This is a genomic window from Arthrobacter sp. 05T47, from assembly GCF_056395825.1.
This window is the reverse complement of the sequence record NZ_JBFTKG010000019.1, coordinates 66,348-83,214: the sequence shown is the minus strand read 5'-3', so window position 1 is coordinate 83,214 and position 16,867 is coordinate 66,348. Positions and strand designations below refer to the sequence as shown.

14 protein-coding genes are annotated in these 16,867 nt (G+C 66.6%); 6 read left to right on the top strand and 8 right to left on the bottom strand.

Features of this window, described 5'->3' with window-relative positions:
- Together AC1DEY_RS14375 and AC1DEY_RS14370 are read left to right on the top strand one after the other, a co-directional pair.
- Positions 1-478 (top strand): class I SAM-dependent methyltransferase (locus AC1DEY_RS14375; RefSeq protein ID WP_476868522.1); only part of this gene is annotated, 478 nt, incomplete at its 5' end.
- A 331-nt stretch (positions 479-809) separates the two neighbouring features.
- Positions 810-1,073 (top strand): hypothetical protein, encoded by a 264-nt coding sequence (locus AC1DEY_RS14370; protein WP_441408412.1) that lies wholly within the window; start codon positions 810-812, stop codon positions 1,071-1,073.
- 271 nt (positions 1,074-1,344) lie between these two features.
- Here the strand turns inward: AC1DEY_RS14370 and AC1DEY_RS14365 are convergent, their stop codons facing one another.
- Complete coding sequence (locus tag AC1DEY_RS14365) at positions 1,345-3,375, bottom strand: glycogen debranching N-terminal domain-containing protein (protein WP_476868521.1); 2,031 nt, start codon at positions 3,373-3,375, stop codon at positions 1,345-1,347.
- A 182-nt stretch (positions 3,376-3,557) separates the two neighbouring features.
- Between AC1DEY_RS14365 and AC1DEY_RS14360 the strand changes: the two genes are divergently transcribed.
- The 4 genes from AC1DEY_RS14360 (at position 3,558) to AC1DEY_RS14345 (ending at position 7,982) form a co-directional block, all read left to right on the top strand.
- Complete coding sequence (locus tag AC1DEY_RS14360; RefSeq protein WP_476868520.1) at positions 3,558-4,607, top strand: LacI family DNA-binding transcriptional regulator; 1,050 nt, start codon at positions 3,558-3,560, stop codon at positions 4,605-4,607.
- A gap of 86 nt (positions 4,608-4,693) precedes the next feature.
- The gene (locus AC1DEY_RS14355; protein WP_476868519.1) at positions 4,694-5,944 is read left to right on the top strand and encodes a sugar ABC transporter substrate-binding protein; all 1,251 of its coding nucleotides are present in this window, start codon (positions 4,694-4,696) and stop codon (positions 5,942-5,944) included.
- A 2-nt stretch (positions 5,945-5,946) separates the two neighbouring features.
- Positions 5,947-7,038, top strand: a complete 1,092-nt coding sequence (locus tag AC1DEY_RS14350; RefSeq protein ID WP_476868526.1) for a carbohydrate ABC transporter permease — start codon at positions 5,947-5,949, stop codon at positions 7,036-7,038.
- A 140-nt stretch (positions 7,039-7,178) separates the two neighbouring features.
- Entirely contained in the window at positions 7,179-7,982 is an 804-nt protein-coding gene (locus AC1DEY_RS14345; protein ID WP_476868525.1) for a carbohydrate ABC transporter permease, read from the top strand.
- 40 nt (positions 7,983-8,022) lie between these two features.
- Here the strand turns inward: AC1DEY_RS14345 and AC1DEY_RS14340 are convergent, their stop codons facing one another.
- From AC1DEY_RS14340 to AC1DEY_RS14310, 7 genes are all read right to left on the bottom strand, one after another.
- Positions 8,023-9,546, bottom strand: coding sequence for a glycoside hydrolase family 32 protein (locus AC1DEY_RS14340; protein ID WP_476868518.1), 1,524 nt, complete (start codon positions 9,544-9,546; stop codon positions 8,023-8,025).
- 59 nt (positions 9,547-9,605) lie between these two features.
- Entirely contained in the window at positions 9,606-10,484 is an 879-nt protein-coding gene (locus AC1DEY_RS14335) for a carbohydrate ABC transporter permease (protein WP_476868517.1), read from the bottom strand.
- 1 nt (position 10,485) lies between these two features.
- Positions 10,486-11,448, bottom strand: coding sequence for a carbohydrate ABC transporter permease (locus AC1DEY_RS14330; RefSeq protein WP_476868516.1), 963 nt, complete (start codon positions 11,446-11,448; stop codon positions 10,486-10,488).
- An 81-nt stretch (positions 11,449-11,529) separates the two neighbouring features.
- Positions 11,530-12,825, bottom strand: coding sequence for a sugar ABC transporter substrate-binding protein (locus AC1DEY_RS14325; RefSeq protein ID WP_476868515.1), 1,296 nt, complete (start codon positions 12,823-12,825; stop codon positions 11,530-11,532).
- Between the two features lie 200 nt (positions 12,826-13,025).
- A complete protein-coding gene (locus AC1DEY_RS14320; RefSeq protein ID WP_476868514.1) occupies positions 13,026-14,045 on the bottom strand; it encodes a LacI family DNA-binding transcriptional regulator in 1,020 nt (339 codons plus the stop codon).
- A 196-nt stretch (positions 14,046-14,241) separates the two neighbouring features.
- Positions 14,242-15,510, bottom strand: coding sequence for an FAD-dependent oxidoreductase (locus AC1DEY_RS14315; RefSeq protein ID WP_476868513.1), 1,269 nt, complete (start codon positions 15,508-15,510; stop codon positions 14,242-14,244).
- Positions 15,503-16,819 carry an MFS transporter gene (locus AC1DEY_RS14310; protein ID WP_476868512.1) on the bottom strand — a complete coding sequence of 439 codons (1,317 nt, stop codon included), beginning with the start codon at positions 16,817-16,819 and terminating at the stop codon, positions 15,503-15,505. The genes AC1DEY_RS14315 and AC1DEY_RS14310 overlap by 8 nt, the downstream gene beginning before the upstream one ends.
- Between the last annotated feature and the right edge of the window lie 48 nt (positions 16,820-16,867).

Below are 16,867 nucleotides of genomic sequence, written 5' to 3'. Positions count from 1 at the left end.
AGCGCACATTGACCTGGTGTGGGCGTCCTCCTCGCTACACCACGTCGCCCACCCCGCGCGGCTCCTGTCGGGAGTCCGCCGGGCGCTGGCACCGGGCGGGGTCCTGGTCGTCGTCGAGCTCGCCGCCCTGCCCCGCTTCCTCAGCGATCCGCACGAAGCGCAGCTGGAGCAGCGCTGCCACACCGCCGCGGCGGCCGAGGGATGGAACCATCACCCGAACTGGGCACCGGTCATCGAGGGCGCCGGGTTCAGCGTCACCCAGTCCGAGGTGACGACAACCGCACCCGCGACCCCGGCGGCACGGGAGTATGCCCAGCAGTGGTTCGCGCGCTTCTCGCACCTGACCGCCCTGACCGCGGACGACCGTGACTCCGTGGAAGACCTGCTGGAACGGTTCCCCGACAACATCGAGCTGGAACCCCGCGCCACCCGCACCGTCTGGGTGGCCACCCCGGACCAGAACCAGCAGCACCCCTGAACCCGCACGCCCCGATGCAGAATTCGCACGCTCGGGAAGGGCCTGCTTTTCGCGGCTCCGGGCGACAACGGGCCCGCATTCTCCGCCGGTACCAGCGCTGTTCAAAGACCATGAACAACCCCAGAACGGCAATGTTGATGCCACAGATGACCACCGCAGTGACCAAAGACCCCCTGCACATCCCGTATTCCGGTGCCCGAATCTGACCTCGCCTGACAACAGCTGAATGTGGCCTTGCACGTTGCTAAAGGCCTTGTTTGGGTGGGAAACGACCAGTAGCGTTCTGCTCAGTGGGCCTGCGGACCGCTGGCCCCCTTCGAGAGGACGCGCTATGCCAACCGTGATCGGCCACCACGATGTGAAGGACAAGGATCATTGGCTTGCCTCACCGAAACGCGAAGAGGTCTTCGGGCCCCTCGGAGTCACTAACATCCGGACGTTCGTCAACCCTCAGAACCCGACGCAAGTGGCGGTGCTGATGGACGTTCCCGACATGGATGCCCTCATGGCCCTGATGCAATCCGGGGCCGGGGCCGAGGCAATGGCGTATGACGGCGTGCTGCCCGAGACATTGGTGATTCTCGTCGAGGCGTAGTTCCCTTTCTCGGACGCGGGCGCGGCCAATTCTTCACTTAGATAGAAGTCGTCTGCGTGGTCTGCCTTACGGGAGCGAATGCGTGCGGGGGCGACAGATCTCGGAGTTGCCAAATAAATGGTTCCCGCTTCTACACGAAGCCGCCTCATCAGTTTGCGATAATCCTCCTCGGGCATTCTTTCGGGACCAAAAAAGAAAAGTCGAGGACGACGTCTGCCACACCCGGCGCCAAACAGCGCCGCAATAAGACCGCCATTTACCGCCGAAAGTCTCAGGCGGGGAACACCGTCACTTTTCCCCCGGCGTCGACCTCCACGCTGAAACGCGTCTTGCCGGAACGCAGTCCCTCCACGCGCATGGCGCCGAACGGCGTCGGGCTGGAGGCTGAGCTGAGGGGAAGGCCGTCGGAGCCTTGCGGCTTCAGGTCGAGGGTGGCCAGCATGACGGGAACCACCGACGCCGCCGCCCAGGCCTGGGGGCGGCACGATGCCGGGTAGGGCAACGGCCCGCCCTCCTCGGCGGTATCGCCGGAGAACAGTTCCGGCAGGCGGTAGCCGAAACCTTCCGCGGCGTTCAGCAGCGCCGCCGCGAGCTGCGCGGCCTCGGCCGGATGGCCGGCTGAGGCCATGCCTTGCAGGATCACCGCGGTGTCGTGTGACCAAACAGATCCGGCGTGGTAGCGCAGCGGCCAGTAACCGGCGTTGCCTGTGTCCAGGGTGCGGATGCCGAAGCCGGAGAACATAGATGGGTGCATCAGCCGCCGCACCACCACCTCAGTCTCCTCGGCGTTGAGGATCCCCGTGCCGAGCAGGTGGCCCATGTTGCTGGCCACGCCGTCGACGGCGCGTTTGTCCACGTCGAGCGCGATGGCCGGGTACGGGCCGAGGTGGTCCGCGCACCAGAATGATGCCCGGAACTTGCCGGCCAGGTCCGTGGCGTAATCCCTCCATTCGTCCCCGCCCGGTCGGCCGAAAGCGTCGAGGATATCGGCCGCGTTGACGGCGGCTTGATAGGCATAGCCCTGCACCTCGGCCAGTGCAATGGGGCCGGTGGCGAGTGATCCGTCGTTCCACCGGATGGAGTCGCCGGAATCCTTCCAGCCCTGGTTGGCCAGTCCGTGGCCGGTCTCGTCGATGTATTCCAGGAACCCGTCGCCGTCGGCATCCGCCCAGTGCTTGAGCCATTCGAGCGCGCGGTCCAGGTTGCCGAGCAGGCCCTCGACTTCGAGCGCGGGCATGCCCCATTTCCAGGCGTCGTGGAGGAGGGAGACCCACAGCAGTGTGGCGTCCACAGTGCCGAAGTAGACCGGGGGAAGTGCCAGCCCCTCATGACTGCTGCCCTCCGGAAACCGCAGTTCGCCGCGCCGCACCTCGTGCAGGATCTTGCCCGGCTGCTCCGCCGTCTCGATGTCGTTCCGTGTGCCCTGCCGTGCGGCAAGGGTGCGCAGGGTGCCGGCGGCGAGGGCGGGGTCCACCGGCAGCAGCATGCGCGCCGCGATCAGGGAGTCACGGCCGAACAGCGTGAAGAACCAGGGCGCGCCGGCTGCAAGGAAGACGTCCTCCGGCGCCTGGGCCGTGGCCATACGGAGACCGCCCAAATCCGCCATGGCCTGGCCGGCGAGCAACGCCAACCGCCGATCGTCCGCGCGGACGTGCATTCCCGCAGGAGCCTTGCCCGGGGCCGCGACCACCGGCGCCTCGCTGTCCGCCGCCCGCACGGACCAGTCCACGGCGACGGATCCTCGGGCCGGGACGGTGACTTCCCAGCGCAGCCGGAGCCGGTGGGCCTCCGGGGAGACAGCCGCGCCGGCGGCGGTGATCACCGAGGTGACTCCCCCTGCGGCCGCGCGCCAGGCGCCGTCGTGCTCTTCCGGCCGGACGGGGTGGGAGGCGGCGCCGGACTTCACCGCTTCCAGGGGCGAAAAGTCGTTACCCAGAACCAGTTCCACCACGGCGGTGACGTCATGGGCGAGGTCCGAACTCAGCCGGATCTCCTCGGACACGGCCCCCGTTGTGACGCTCCGTGTTCTGGTGAGCCGGACCAGGGGGTCGCTTCCTTCGCCGCCGACGGTGCGGACCAGCGCCTCGAAGGAGGAAACGCCGCCGCGCGTTCGGCCGCTGCCGATCGCTTCCGGTTCCTCGCCAGTGACCAGCAGGACGGCCTCGTCGACCACGCGGGTGTCGGCGCAGTAGATCCCCTGGGCCCCCTGGCGACGAAGCTGCCCGTCATGACCGCTCCACGCCTGCATGGGTGCGGCGAGCAGAACGTTCAAGTCGTGCAGGAAGGGTTGGCGGTGGGTCATGAGGTTCCTCCTGGGAGTCCTGCGGACCCCGTTGAGTTGATGTGAGTTGGGCGATTTCCCAAGGACAGTTGACAGTGACCTCGGCCACAATCCATGATGAGGATAACTTTTTTGATCGATCAAATACAGTTTTATCCCAAATTTGATCGATCTAAAACCCCTAGAAGGCAATCGGAGGAACAATGGCGTCGAGGCCTACCCTGGCCAGCCTGGCCGAAGAGTTGGGCCTGTCCCGGCAGACCGTCTCCAACGCCATCAACGCGCCCGAACGGGTCAAGCCGGACACCCTGCGGCGCGTGAACGAGCTGATCTCAGCGTCCGGTTACCGCCCCAACGCCGCGGCGCGGCAGCTGCGGACCCGGCGCTCACGGAACCTAGGTTTCAGGCTTATGCCCACCGGGGACGGAATCAACGGCGCCATCCTGGACCGGTTCCTGCACGCGTTGACCGAAAACCTGCAAGATCACGGCTACCGGGTCACGCTGTTCGCGGCGCGCAATGACGAAGCTGAGATGCAGTCCTACGAGGAGCTCCTGGAGACCTCCGACCTCGACGGTTTCGTGCTCACCGGCACGCACCACGGTGACGCGCGGACCGACTGGCTGATGGCCCGGGACATCCCCTTCGTGACTTTCGGCCGTCCCTGGACCGGATCCGGCAATGACGAAGACTGTGCCCACTCCTGGGTGGACGTGGACGGACAGGCGGGCACCGCTGAGGCAACCACGTACCTGCTGGGCCGGGGGCACCAAAGGATCGGCTTCCTCGGCTGGCCGGCCGGCTCTGGCGTCGGCGACGACCGCCGGGCAGGTTGGGCATCCTGCCTCGCCACAGCACTCCCGTCGTCGGACCTCGAGGCCCTGGCGATCGGAGTGGACGACGGCGCACGGCAGGGCGCGGAAGGTGCGCGCCAGCTCCTGGAACGGGGCGCCACCGCAGTGGTCTGCGCCAGCGATTCGCTCGCCCTCGGCGCCTCCGAACAGCTGCGGGCGGCGGCGCCGGGCACGCCGCCGGCCGTAATCGGGTTCGATGACACCCCGGTGGCGTCCGCCCTGGGCCTCAGCAGCGTCGCCCAGCCGGTGGAGGCTGCCGCGGTGGCGATCGTCGACATCCTGCGCCATGTCCTCGACGGAGCACCGGAGCAGCCCGTTCCGGTGACGCACCGGCTGCTGAAGCCGAGGCTTGTCCTGCGCGACGGCGGCGGTCCCCTCGCCAGCCCGCACACCCATTAGTTCCGCCCACCTCACCACACTTTCCAACCACCCATGATTTGCCGTGCGCCCAACGATGGGCGCCCTACTGAAATGGAGTTCGACCCATGGCAAGAACCCGAACACAGCGACTGGTCACCGGCGCCGTCGCCGCCATCGGAGCCCTCGCGCTCAGCGCGTGCGGCTCCGGCTTTAGCAGCCCGGCTTCCAGCGGCTCGGCCGAAGCGACCGGCTCCGGTCCCATCAGCGTCCTGATCGGCAGTTCCGGCGACGCGGAGACGACGGCGGTCAAGTCCGCCGTCGCCGACTGGTCCAAAACATCCGGGACGGAGGCCTCGGTGAGCGTTGCCTCCGACATGGTGCAGCAGCTGAGCCAGGGCTTCGCCTCGGGCAAACCGGCAGATGTTTTCTACGTCTCCACCGACCAGTTCGCCGGATTCGCGGCCAACGGATCCCTGGAGCCCTACGGCGACACGCTCACGAACAAGGCCGACTTCTACCCCGGCCTGGCCAAGGCGTTCAGCCATGACGGCAAGCTCTACTGCGCCCCCAAGGACTTCTCCACCCTCTCGCTGGTGATCAACACGGAGAAGTGGGCGGCCGCCGGGCTTGGCGAGGGCGATATCCCCACCAGCTGGGACCAGCTGGAGTCAGTGGCCAAGAAGCTCACCAGCGGACCCACTACCGGACTGTCGTTCAGCCCTGAAATCGCCCGCGTGGGCGCCTTCTTCCCGCAGGCCGGCGGTTCGTTTGTGAGCGAGGACGGCAAGAGCGCCACAGTCAACAGCCCGGAAAACATCCAGGCCCTGACCTTTGTGAAATCCATGCTGACCGACGGCGCCGCCAAGTACTCTTCCGACCTCGGAGCGGGCTGGGGTGGCGAGGCATTCGGGAAGGGACTCTCGGCCATGACCATCGAAGGCAACTGGATCAGCGGTGCGTTGAGCAAGGACTACCCCAACGTGAAGTACCGTACGGTGGAACTTCCCGCCGGCCCCAAGGGCAAGGGAACCCTGCAGTTCACCAACTGCTGGGGCATCGCCGCGGACAGCAAGAACAAGCCAGCCGCGAAGAAACTGGTGGAGCAGCTGACCAGCACGCAGAGCCAGATCGGCTTCGCCAAGGCCTTCGGCGTGATGCCCTCCGTCGAGTCCGCCGCCACCGAGTTCAAGTCGGCCTTCCCCGATCAGGCAGCATCCCTGGCCGGCGCCGAGTACGCCCAGACGCTGCCCTCGCAGCCCGGCGCAGCTGATGTCATCAAGGACCTGAATGCCAAGCTGGCCACGCTGAAGACCTCCGACCCGAAGGCCATTCTGGACGCCGTCCAGACCGAAATGACCGCGGTCCTGGCTAAGTGACTGTGGCCCCACAGCAGCTCCCCCGGCGGCGTTCTGGTATCCACGGACACCAGAACGCCACCGGGTGGCTCTTCATCGCACCCGTCGTGATCATCCTTGGCCTGTTCCTGGCGCTGCCGGTGGCCATGGCGGCGTGGGTCAGCGTGTCCGACTGGACCGGCCGCGGCAGCCCCTTCGCGGGCACCACCCGGTTTGTCGGGGCCGGCAACTACGAGGCCATCCTCTCCGGCGGGGGCCTCGCCGCGCGCGACTTCGGCACGGCGCTGCGCAACAACTTCTACTACGTCATCCTCACCGTTCCGCTGCAGACCACGCTGTCCCTGCTGCTGGCTGTGCTGGTGAACCGGCGGATCCTGAAGGGCCGGGGATTCTTCCGCACGGCCTTCTACTTCCCCTCGGTGACCAGTTCGGTGGCCATCACGGTGCTTTGGCTGTTCCTCTTCAGCGCCGGCGGTGTGGTCAACAAGCTGCTCGGCCTCGTCGGCGTCGCCGGGCCCAACTGGTTTCAGGACCCCAACGGCGTGCTGCACCTGCTGGCCGGGAGCCTGGGCGTCACCACGCCGCCGGCCGCGCTGGCCAGCGGAACGTTCCTGGGTGTCAGCTGGTGGGAGTGGCTGTCCGGCCCCTCCGTGGCGATGTCCGCCTTCATCCTGATGGCCGTCTTCACGACGTCGGGCACATTCATGCTCTTGTTCATCGCGGCGCTGCAGAATGTGGGCGGCGAGCTGCAGGAAGCGGCCATGCTCGACGGCGCCGGCGGCTGGCAGCGCTTCTGGTACGTGACCCTGCCGATGCTCCGCCCCACCCTGTTCACCGTGATCACCCTCGGTCTGATCGGCACCTGGCAGGTGTTCGACCAGATCTATACCGGCACCCAGGGCGGACCGGCCAAGACCACTCTCACCCCGGCGTACCTGTCCTTCAGCACTGCATTCAACAACCAGCAGTGGGGCCAGGGTGCGGCCATTGGCTTCATTCTGTTCGCCATCATCATTGTTTTTGCCATTGTCCAGCGGCTGATCCTGCGCGAACGCACCACCGTTCCGCGCCGCAAACGGTTCAACCCGCCACCGTCCAAGGGAGGAACCCCGTGACCGTTCCGCACACTGGTTCATCCGCCGTCACCGCTGAACTGCCATTCCGGCCGGAAACCCTCACCCAGGAGGAGACACCGGCGCCGGGCAGCCGCCAGCCGGCTCCTGCCCGCGGTCGCAAGCCTGTCGCGTGGGGCTGGGTGACCTACGCTGCCCTGATCCTGCTGGCGATCGTGTACATCTTCCCGTTCCTGGTCAATATTGCGACCTCGTTCAAGACCGAACCCCAGGCCGCCGCGGATCCGCTGTCCCTGATCCCCCCGACGTGGACGGCAGCCGCCTACGAACGGCTGTTCCTGAATTCGGATTTCCCGCTCTGGTTCAAGAACTCGATCGTGGTCACTGTTGTAGTCACGTTCGGGCGGGTGTTCTTTGACCTGCTGGCCGGGTACGCCCTGGCCCGGCTCCGGTTCCGCGGCAGGTCGGTCGTCTTCGCCGCCCTCGTCGCCGTCATGGCCGTTCCCGGCGTCGTGCTGCTCATTCCGAAGTTCCTCGTCATCAACCAGCTGGGGATCTACGATTCCTACGCCGGCATGATCGTTCCCCTGCTGGCCGATGCCGCCGGGGTGTTCATCATGAAGAACTTCTTCGAGTCGATTCCGGTGAGTGTGGAGGAACAGGCGAAAGTGGACGGGGCGGGAACCTTCCGCACGTTCTGGTCGATCGTGCTGCCCATGTCTGTCCCGGCCGTGATGACCATCATCATCCTGTCCTTCCAGGGGTCCTGGAACGAGTTGAGCCACTTCATCGTCTCGACCCAGGACCCCGGGCTGACCACACTGACCAAGGGCGTGGCCCAGCTGTCCTCGGGCCAGTTGAGCGCCGGAACGCAGTACCCGCTGAAGCTGGCGGCGGCCGCCATCATGACCATCCCCGTAGCCATCGTGTTCTTCGTCTTCCAGAAACGGATCATGAATGCCACCGCCGGAGCGGTGAAGGAGTAGCCGAGCGGTGAAGGAGTAGCCGTCGCGGTGCTCCCGCGGCTTACCCGCCTCCAACGACGGCCAGGCTCACCAGCCTGCCGCCGTCGCGGTCCGCGAACAGCCCTACCTGTGTACTGGATTCCGTGGGGAACACCTGGTCCGTGATGGTGGCGAGGCCGTCCTGGGCGAAGACCTCCACGGAGCAGCGGTCCAGGAAGATCCGCAGCCGCAGCCGGCCTTCTTCCAGCGGCACGGGCACGCTTTCCAACGAAGCGAACGATTCGTGGAAGTCCGTGTTGCCGGAAGCGGACCGGTCCAGGCTGAGCACGCCCGTGGCGCACTTGTAGGCGAGGACCGTCCGTTCGGCGCCGCTTGCCCGGAGCAGGAGGCCCACTTCTCCTGCGGCGCCGGGTTCGAATTCGGCGTCGATCCGCAGGACGTCGCCGGAGGCTTCCGCGGGGATCCAGTGCGTTCCGGCAGGAAGAGGCCGGGCGGCCTCGGTGTAGGGGGAGGCTCCGAGATTCCGGCCGGCCCCGACGCTCTCGAAGGGGTCCAACGCCGTCTGCATGGGCACCACGCGGCCGCCGCGGACGGCCAGCCTGAATTCCCGCACCAGGGACATGGCGCCGCGCCATCCGTCGGTGGGTGTGAGGGCCCCGTACTCCCAGTTGTTCATCCAGCCGATCATGAGCCGGCGCCCGTCCGGGGCGTTGCTGAAGGAGACGGCCGCGTAGTAATCCCGGCCCCAGTCCAGCCAGCCGTACTCGGCCATGCGGCTCTCATCCTTTTGGAGCCCCTCGGTGACCGTCGTCTCGGAAACGAACGCGACGCCGTCGAAGGTTCCAAGGAAGTACTGTCCGGCGGAACCGCCGGCGATTCCGCCGGGGTTCAGGTTCACCACCAGCACCCACTTGGTGTTTCCGGGATCGCCGTCCACCGGAAGCTCGAACAGGTCCGGGCATTCCCACACTCCCCCGGTGGCGTTCGCCGGGCCGAAGGTGCTCAGGTACTCCCAGGCTTTGAGGTCGGCGGACTTGTACAGGACAGCTTCCCGGTCCATCGCCTCGACGGCGACCATCACCCAGTAGCTGCCGGCGGCGCCGTCGTACCAGAAGACCTTGGGGTCGCGGAAGTCTGCGGAGCCGCGGTCCAGCACGGGGTTCCCGGCGTGTTTTGTCCAGGTGGCGCCGTTGTCCGTGCTGTAGGCAAGCGACTGCGCCTGCCGGCCGGACAGCGGGGATGCGGGCGAATAGGCGCTGGTATAGATGGCAACGAGCGGCGGATTGTCCGGGGTGCCGAATCCGCTGGTGTTGGCCGCGTCAAGCACGGCCGAACCGGAGAAGATGGCTTCCTGGTCATCGCAGGCGATGGCCACGGGTTGTTCGTCCCAGTGCAGCAGGTCCGCTGAAGTCGCGTGCCCCCAGGACATGTTGCCCCACCCGTTCCCGGACGGGTTGTGCTGGTAGAAGAGGTGGTAGGTGCCGTTGGCGTAGACCAGTCCGTTGGGATCGTTCAGCCAGTTGCGGTCCGCCGTGTAGTGGTGCTGCGGCCGGTACTGGCAGCCGAGCGCGGTGGTGGTTGTCATGGTTGTGCTGTCTGCTTTCACGGTGTGTGCCGGAAGGGTGGGTACGGAGCGGCGGGTGGTTAGCCCTTGACGCCGCTGGACGCGATGCTGTTGATGAAGGAACGCTGGAAGGCGATGAACAGGACCACCACGGGAACCGTGATGAGGGACGCGTAGGCCATCACTTCGCCCCAGGAGACGTTCAGCTGGAAGAAGTACTGGATGCCGATCATGACCGGCCGAAGTTCCTCGGACTGGACCACCATGAGGGGCCACAGGTAGGAGTTCCAGGCCGGCAGGAACGTCAGGATCGCGACCGTCGCGGTGGCCGGGCCCGCCAGCGGCATGACCACCTGGCGGTAGATCTTGAACCAGCCGGCACCGTCGATGCGGGCGGCTTCGTCCAGTTCCTTGGGGATGGATTCGAAGTACTGGTGATAGAGGTAGATGGAGAACGCATTGGCGATGAACGGGATGATCTGGACCTGGTAGGTGTCCAGCCAGCCCTTGGAGATCTCGAGGCTGAAGCCGTTGAGTTCGAAATAGGGCAACTGGTTGACCCACCAGACCAGCGGCAGGGCCAGGGTCTGGAACGGCACGATCAGCGTGGCCAGGATGACCGTGAACACCACCCGCTTGCCGCGCAACTCCATGCGGGACAACGCGAACGCGCAGAGGCTGTTGACGAAGATGCCCAGCACCACAGTGATCGCGGAGATGCCGATGGAGTTGACCAGGAACCGGGCGGCCGGGACCCGGTCGAACACCGCCGCGTAGTTGTCAAAGGAGACGTTTCCCACGGGCAGGAAGGCGGCCACGGAGGACATGTCCCCGAAGATCTGGGTGTCCGGCTTGAGTGAGGACACCAGCATGAAGACGATCGGGAAGGCCGCGACGGCGGCGAACAGGATCCGGACCAGCATGGTTGCCGCATTGTTGAGTCGAAGCGAATTTTTCACGTCAGTCCTTCTCTCGGGTCAGGTATCGCTGCACCGCGGAGATGAGCAGCACGAGGACGAAGAAAACCAGCGAGATCGCGGAGGCGTAGGAGGTTTCCTGCTGTTTGAAGCCGGAGCGGACGGCCTCGTAGATGATGGTGGTGGTGGAGTCCAGCGGGCCGCCCTGGGTCATGACACTGACCTGGTCGAACAGGCCGAGGGCCTGGATGGTGATGGTCACCAGGACCAGGCTGCGGGTGTGCTTCAGGCCCGGCCAGGTGACGTACCGGAACTGGTGCCAGCGGCTGGCGCCGTCCAGCTGGGCTGCCTCGTACAGTTCGCCCGAGATGCTCTGCAGCCCGGCGAGCCAGATGATCATGTGGAATCCGGCCGCCTGCCAGATGGACAGCGCGATGATGGCGGGCATGGCCGTGGCGGGGTCGTTGAGCCAGTCGGCGCCCTGGATCAGGCCGAAGCTGAAGGTGGACAGCAGCTCGTTGATCAGGCCTTCCTTGCGGTACATGAAGAGCCACAGGAGGGAGACCACCACCATGGATGTGACCACGGGCAGGAAGTAGATGGTGCGGAAGAAGTTCACGCCGCGGAATTTCTTGTTGATCAGCAGCGCCATGGCCAGGGCCAGGGCCGACTGGACCGGGACCACCACCACGGCGAAGTAGGTGACGTTCAGCAGTGACCGCCAGAAGGTCGGGTCCGCGAACAGCCGGGCAAAGTTGTCTGTGCCGACGAACTCCACCGGGCGGGGCGAGATCAGCCGGGCGTTGGTGAAGGCTAGGCCGAAGCCCAGGATGGCCGGCAGGAACACAAAGAGCAGCAGCAATACCGCTGCGGGGGCGATCATGCCCCAGCCGCTGATCTGTTCGCGCAGCAGGCCTGCCCGGCGGCGGCGCGGCGGGGCCGGCAGCGGCCGTGGCGCCGGTTCGGCGGCGGGGCGGGGACGGGTGGGAAGTGGGCTGGTTGTCATGGGATTCTCCGTTGACCTGCAGCACCGGGGGGACGACGACGGCGGAACTCTCCCGCCGTCGTCGTCCTCCGCGGAGGGCTGCTAGTTCTTGTAGCCGCCGTTGGATTTGATGTTGGCGTCGATGGCCTTGACGGCCTTGTCCAGGGCCGTCTGGGGGTCGGCGCCTGCGAGGACGTCCTGGACGGCTTTGCCGTATTCGGTGGCGATGAACGGGTAGGCCGGGGTCTCGGGACGCATCACTGCGTACTGGCGGGAGAAGTCCATGAAGATCCGGTTGGTGCCGCCCTTTGCGAACGACGGGACCAGGGCCGCGGCCTCATCCGTCGCCGGGATGGTGCCCGTGGCCTTGGCGACTGCGGCCAGGTTTTCCGGCTTCAGCGAGTAGGAGAGGTAGTCCATGGCGGCGTCGGTGTTGGCGCAGCCCTGGGTGACGCCCCACTGCCAGGAGGCGCCGCCGATCTTGGGTCCGTTGCCAAGGTCCACGGTGGGCATGACCACCAGGTCGTCGCCCAGGGCAGCCCGGGCCTTGTCCGCGGCCCACGAGCCGGTGTACAGCACGCCGCTCTTGTTGTTCAGGAAGTCCTGGGTGGAGTCCTTGCCGCTCTTGGTGGCCATGAAGCCTTGGTCGGCCAGTCCGCGGAACCACTTGGCCCATTCCACTGCCTTGTCCCCGTTGAGGACACCGTCCGCGCTCTGGAAGCCGTCGCGGTTGATCAGGTCGGCGCCGAAGGACTGCAGGAACGGCGAGTAGCCGTAGGGCAGCCATTCGCCGCTGCCGGCGGTCCCCATGTCCAGCGGGTACTCCCATTTGCCCAGGGCTTTGAGCTTGGTCAGCGCGTCCTGGAACTCCGCTTTGGTCCAGGGCTGCTCGATTGTTGCGGCGCGCACTCCGGCTGCCTTGAGGTCCGACGCGCGTGCAAGCATGGCCAGCGCCACGTCGTAATAGCCGACGGCGTAGGTTTGGCCCTCCCACTTGGCCACGGTGCTGGGCAGGTTGGCGGACAGGTCGGTGGAGAGCTTGAGCGGGGTCAGGTACTTTGCCCATGCCCAGTTGGGGACATTGGGTCCGTCGATATCGACGATGCAGGGAAGTTTGCCGGCGGCGGCCGCGGAGACCACGGAGTCGTTGTAGGACTCCTGCGGGAACGCCTGCACCTTGATCTTGGCCTTGGCGCCGCTGCTCTTGTTGTAGGAGTCCACGATGCCCTGGATGGAGGCCAGCTCTTCGGGGTTGCCGGCGTTGTGGGTCCACAGGGTGATCTCTTTAGTGCCCTCGGACGTGGCCGAGGCACTGCCCTTGCCGCACGCGCCGAGGCTGCCGACCAGGGCGGCCGCCGTTATGCTGGTGGCCAGGATGCGGGTGAATCGCTTGTTCATGAGTGAGTCTTTCTGCTTATTTTTGTACGCGGATGATTAGCCCGGGTCCTTGGGGGCGCGGCCGGTGCAACGGCCGCGTCCCCTTTTTGCGGGGCCCGGGATGGGTCTGTGGTGGATGCGTGTGGGTGCTGGTGTAGCTGAAGGGCTCAGTTTGGGGGCTCAAGCCCGGGGGCTCAGCCCGGCGGCCCAAGCCCGGGTGCTCAGTCCGGCGGCGGCCCGACGGACCCCCGCTCAATGAGCGGGCAGGAAAGCAGTTCCTGGACGGCTTTCACCTCGGGGCCTTCGATGTCGTCGAGGAGCCGGGTGACGGCCCATCGCCCCATCTCATAGTGCGGCAGCGCCACCGTGGTGAGTCCGGGCCAGAGCGCGGCGGCGATCAGCTCCAGGTTGTCCATGCCGACCACGGACAGGTCCTCGGGAATGCGGAGTCCCAGGGTGGCAGCGCTCTGGTAGGCGCCCATGGCCACGCGGTCGCTGAAACAGAACAGTGCCGTCGGGCGGTCCGGACGCTGCAGCACCTGAAGCGCAGCTTCCCGACCGCCGGGAGTATCAGCCGTGCCTGTGGTCACCAGCTCCGGATTGAACTGGAGGCCGTGGCGGGCCAGCGCGTTCCTGTAGCCCTGAAGCCGTCCGTGGGTTGCCGGGATGTCGTCAACGTTGTTCAGCATCCCGATCCTGGTATGGCCGGCCCGGACGAGGGCTTCCACTGCCGTTTCCGCCGCGGCCACCTCGTCCGGGACCACCGAGGAGATGGACCGGTCCGCGCTGACGGCGTCGAGGAGGACCGTGGGCAGCGTGTCCAGGTCTTCAGGAAGGCTGACGCCCTGGTGGTACATCCTCGCGTAGACAATCCCATCAACCTGGTGCTGCTGCAGCGTCCGGATTTCGCGGTTTTCCAGTTCCGGGTCGAGGCCCGAGTTGACCACCATGACGACGTAGCCGCGCTCGTAGGCGGCGTCCTGGGCGCCCCTGATCATGGCCCCGGCGAACGGTGTGGTGGTGATTTCGTCGCTGACGAGGCCAAGGATCTGCGAACGATGGTTGCGCAGCCCGCTGGCGAGCCGGTTGGGCGCGTAGCCAAGGTTTTTGGCGACGGCCCGGATGTGTTCCCGGGTTTCCGTTTTGACCCGGGTGCCGCCCGCTGGGTTGAGGGCGTGGGACACCGTGGTCACGGAGACCCCGGCAGCTTTCGCTACGTCCCTAATTCCGACCTTCGTCACCGTTGACTCCCTTTGCAAAACGTTTTGGCATGTTGTGTGGCTCACACTATCCAAAACGTTTTGGCAGTGTCAAGAGGCACAGCGTCAGCGGGCAGCGCCGTCGGGCCGCGTGCCTGAAGCAATGCGGACCCGGGCTTAACGCAAGAACCCCCTCAGGAGAGGGGGTTCTTGCGGTGCCGCATGCTCAGTCGCCGGGTCAGGCAGGAATGTTCTCCGCCAGCTTGGAGTGCGCCGCGCGGTCGGCCGGCACACCGTCGCCGTCCTGGCCGTACAGCCAGTCGTTGTACTGGAAGTCGTTGTCCTTCCGGCTCTTGAACAGCAAGTTGCGCAGCGTGCGGGCCAGCCCGGAGACGTGCCATGATTCGCCCCAGACGCGGGCGGTGCGCTGGACCCGTGCGGTGCGGCCGGCGCGGAGGCTGTTGAACTCCTTGATGGCCTGGTCCCAGCCTTCCGGGTTGACGCCGTCGGCGGTGAAGACGGTGCCGGTGCTGGCGTCCTGCAGGACGGCCGCGTCCTCGAGGGCCTGGCAGGCGCCCTGGGCGAGGTACTGCAGCATCGGGTGAGCGGCGTCGCCCATCAACACCATGCGGCCGGCGACCCAGTTTTCGATCGGGTCGCGGTCGTACATCGGCCAGCGCATGCCCGTGCCCAGGTTCTTCAGCGCCTCCCGGACGGCCGGGACGCAGTCCTTGTACGCGGCCTCAAGCTCGTCCACTCCCCCGTACTGCTCCTCGCCGCGCTCAAAGGAGGCGGACTTGAAGACGGCCACGGTGTTCAGCAGTTCGCCCTTGCGCAGCGGGTACTGCACCAGGTGGCAGTCCGGGCCGAGGTAGACAATGACGTCCTCGAGGTCGGCCTTGGGCGTGTTTTCGGTGATCGGCACGGTGCCCCGGTAGGCCACGTAGGCCGAGGGGACCGGCTGGTCGTTGGCCACGAGGGGACGCAGGGTGGACTTGAGCCCGTCGGCGCCGATCACGACGTCGGCCGAGTAGTCCACTCCGGCGGCGGTGTGGGCCACGCCGCGGCCGTTGACCGTTTCCACGCTCTCGACCATGACGTCGTTGACCAGCGTGACGCCGGCGGCTTCACAGCCTTCGAGCAGGACCCGGTGCAGGTCGCTGCGGTGGATCACGACGTACGGCGCTCCGTAGCGTTCCTCGAATTCCCCGTCGAGGCTCTGGCGGGTGAGTTCCTCGCCGGTGACGGCGTCACGGAAGACCAGGTGCTTGGGCTGGACGCCGATTTCCAGGGCTTTTTCCAGCAGGCCCCAGCGCTTCAGGACGCGGGAGGCGTTGGGGGCCATCTGCAGGCCTGCGCCGACCTCGCCGAATTCGGGGGCCCGTTCCACCAGAGTGACGTTGGCTCCGTTTTCCCGCAGCGCGAGGGCTCCGGCCAGTCCGGCCATTCCCCCTCCGATGACGAGGACATCGGTGGAGATATCGATGGACGGGGCGTGCTCAGACATTGCTTGCTCCTGTTGGTGAGGTTGARGATTTTGACTTGAGTTTGAGGCCGACGGCGGCCAGCAGTACCGCGGCGATGGCGGCTGCACCGGCGAAGGCGAGGAAATTGGAACTGACGCCCAGCCCGGCCGCCAGCAGGAGGCCGCCGATCTGGGGTGCGGCGACGGCGCCGATGCGGCCGGTTCCCAGTGCCCAGCCAAGCGCGGTGCCGCGCAGGTGACCGGGATAGTGGCTGGCGACGGCGGCGATGATGAGGCACTGCGTGCCGTGGGTGCCGACGCCGGCGAGGACCAGCATGAGGTACACGACGGTGACCGGCGGTCCCGTAACGAGGACCACGAGGGCGCCGCCGGCGACGGCTGCGGCGGCGATCGCCGTCGGGATCGGGCCGAAGCGGGTCCCGGCCCAGGCTGTGATGACCGAGCCGGCCACCGCGCCCAGGTTCAGGGCAAGGGCGAAGGTCAGGGCGGAGCCAAGGTTGTAGCCGGCCAGCTGCATGAGGTTGGGCAGCCAGGTGCCCAGCCCGTACCAGGCGAACAGGGTGGCGATCGTCGCCAGGGCGAACAGCAGGCTGACTCCCAGGTACGGGGCGCGGAGCAGGGACTTGAAGCCGATCGGCTCCTCGAGGCTTCGGCCGCCGCTGGCGGCGCCGACCGGGGCCAGCGTCTCCGGCAGGTACTTCAGTCCGAGGGGCACCACGATCAGCAGGGCCAGCACGGCGACGAGGAACATGGACTCCCAGCCGAAGGCGGGGATCAGCTGGATGCCGACAAGGGCGGCGATGGATCCGCCAATGGGGACGCCGGACATCATCAGGGTGGCGATCGTTGACCGCCACTTGGCCGGGACAAGTTCGGCGACCAGGGCATTGGCCGAGGGCACCAGGCCCCCGAGTCCGACGCCGGCCAGGAGCCGCAGGGTGCCGAATACCGGGGCGTTGGGTGCGAAGGCGCACAGGATGGTGAAAATCGAGAAGACGATGGCGCAACCCAGAATGGTGCGGCGGCGTCCCCAGGAATCGGCCATCCGGCCGGCGAAGATCGCTCCGATCATCATGCCGACGAAGGCCATGGAACCGATGGTTCCGGCGGTGGCCTTGGTCAGCCCCCAGCCGGTCTCGGAAATCAGGGAGGACTGGACGGTGCCGTAGACAATCAGGTCGTAGCCATCGAAGACCACCAGGAGCCAGCAGACCAGGACGGCGGCGGCCGAGCTTTTGGAGAACCGTGCCGCGGGCCCGCCAACGGTAACGGGGGTGGGATCCCCCGGCGAGGACCGGCGCGGCGCTGCAACGGAGGGTGTGTGATTCATGCCACTACTGTCATGGCCTTCGCAGGTGAACCACAATACAATTCTGAT